Genomic DNA, 2,090 nt, shown 5'->3' with positions numbered 1-2,090 from the left:
GAAGGCCGAGCGCCCGGACCTCAAGATCGGCGTGGCGGGCTGCGTGGCGCAGGCCGAGGGCGAAGAGATCATGCGCCGCCAGCCGATGGTCGACCTCGTGGTGGGGCCGCAGAGCTACCACCGCCTGCCCGAGCTCGAGGCCAAGGCGCGCAGCGGCGAGAAGGCGCTCGACACCGACTTCCCCGAGGAGGACAAGTTCGAGCGGCTGCAGGCCCGGCCCAAGGCCAAGCGCGGCCCGACCGCCTTCCTTACGGTGCAGGAGGGCTGCGACAAGTTCTGCGCCTTCTGCGTGGTGCCCTATACCCGCGGCGCCGAGGTTTCGCGTCCTGCGGACCGGGTGCTGACCGAGGCGCGCGACCTCGTCGAGCGCGGCGTGCGCGAGATCACCCTGCTGGGCCAGAACGTCAACGCCTACCACGGCCATGACCGCGGCCTCGCCGGCCTGATCCGCGAGCTGGCGGCGATCGACGGGCTCGAGCGCATCCGCTTCACCACCTCGCACCCCAACGACATGGACGATGCGCTGATCGCCGCCCACGGCGATTGCGAGAAGCTCATGCCCTACCTCCACCTGCCGGTGCAGGCAGGGTCGGACCGCATCCTCAAGCGGATGAACCGCCACCACACCGCCGAGGCCTACCTCAAGCTTGTCGAGCGGCTGCGCGCGGCGCGCCCGGACCTGCACCTCTCGGGCGACTTCATCGTGGGCTTCCCGGAAGAGACCGAAGCGGATTTCCAGGCGACGCTCGACCTCGTCGAGGCGGTGCAATACGGCTCGGCCTTCTCGTTCAAGTATTCCGAGCGCCCCGGCACCCCCGCCGCCGAGCGCCCGCAGGTCCCGGAGGCCGAAAAGGACGACCGGCTGCAGCGCCTCCAGGCCCTGCTCCTGCGCCAGCAGCGCGCGCTGCAGGACGCCATGATCGGGCGCGAGGTCGGCGTGCTCTTCGAGAAAGCCGGTCGCCGCCCGGGCCAGATGGTGGGCAAGTCCGACTACCTGCACGCGGTCTACGTGGAGTCGGACGGGCTCGCCCGGGGCGACCTGCGCCGCGTCCGCATCGTCGAGAGCAGCCCCAACTCGCTGCGCGGCGTGCTGGCCTGAGGTCCCGCAGGGAGGCTCCATTCGGGGCTTTGAACCCGTCCGCGGGACAATGGCGCGAACATCTTCCGTTTGTCCCGAAATGGGCCACAATATGTAGGGTTTTTCGCTTCCCGGGGCGGATTAGTCTGCTAAAAACCCGTTTTATCGTAAGTTTACCGTGCCGCCTCGAATCCGGAAACCGGAGCGCGGTGTTCAACCAGTAACAAGGGGACAGAGGCTGTGGCGAATCGCATCACCAAAGCCGTCCGCGGCGCCCTTGCGGCGGTCGCACTGGCAGCCATCGCCGCCACCGGGACCACGTCGCCGGCCTCCGCCGGCACCGACGGCGTCAGCGAACCGGCCATTTCCACGCAGAACACCCGCACCATCCGCGGCCAGCGCTACATTCCGGGCGTCTCGATCTCGCCCGACGGCTGCGAGATCTGGGTGATGGACGACGGCGCCGAGGGCTACGCCGTGAGCCGGGTGACCCGCGACGGCCGCCCGGTCTGCCACGACATCAACGTCTGCGGCACGCTGAACTCGGACCAGTACTTCGCCACCGACAGCTACGCCATCAGCCCGCAGGGGAAGGCGCGCATCCGCGAGTTCTTCCGGAACGCCACCGCCTTCGGCTTCATCATCACCGGCCACACCGACGCCCGCGCCAGCGACGCGTACAACCGCCGCCTGAGCTACAACCGCGCCAACTCGGTGGCCCGGGTGGCCCGCTCGGCGGGCGCGCGCATCGTCGACGTGCGGGGCTACGGGGAATCCTACCCGGTGGCGACCAACAGCACGGCCGAGGGCATGGCCAGGAACCGCCGCGTCGAAATCCTGTGTGTGCGCTGAGGAGACGGACATGAAGCTTGTGAAACTCGCCTTCGCGCTCGCCGCCGCCGTCACCGTCTCGGCCTGCGACACGCCCATCGGCCCCGACAAGAGCGTCGACCGCAACCTGATCGACCGCAAGGATCTCAGCCAGATCAAGTGGGGCGTCTGGGTCGACCCG

Annotated in this window: 2 protein-coding genes; both read left to right on the top strand. The window is 69.0% G+C overall.

From position 1 onward, the window contains the following. Nucleotides 1-1,099: tRNA (N6-isopentenyl adenosine(37)-C2)-methylthiotransferase MiaB (gene miaB, locus HC022_RS24945; RefSeq protein ID WP_167454182.1), on the top strand; the 1,099-nt coding region annotated here is incomplete at its 5' end. A gap of 219 nt (nt 1,100-1,318) precedes the next feature. Continuing rightward, a complete protein-coding gene (locus HC022_RS24940; RefSeq protein ID WP_167454181.1) occupies nt 1,319-1,930 on the top strand; it encodes an OmpA family protein in 612 nt (203 codons plus the stop codon). Nucleotides 1,931-2,090: the final 160 nt, after the last annotated feature.

Origin of the sequence: Salipiger sp. HF18, from assembly GCF_011806505.1 — a bacterium.
Taxonomy (GTDB): Bacteria; Pseudomonadota; Alphaproteobacteria; order Rhodobacterales; family Rhodobacteraceae; genus Salipiger; species Salipiger thiooxidans.
Note: the sequence above shows the minus strand (reverse complement) of the source record. Positions and strands in the feature narration are given on the sequence as shown.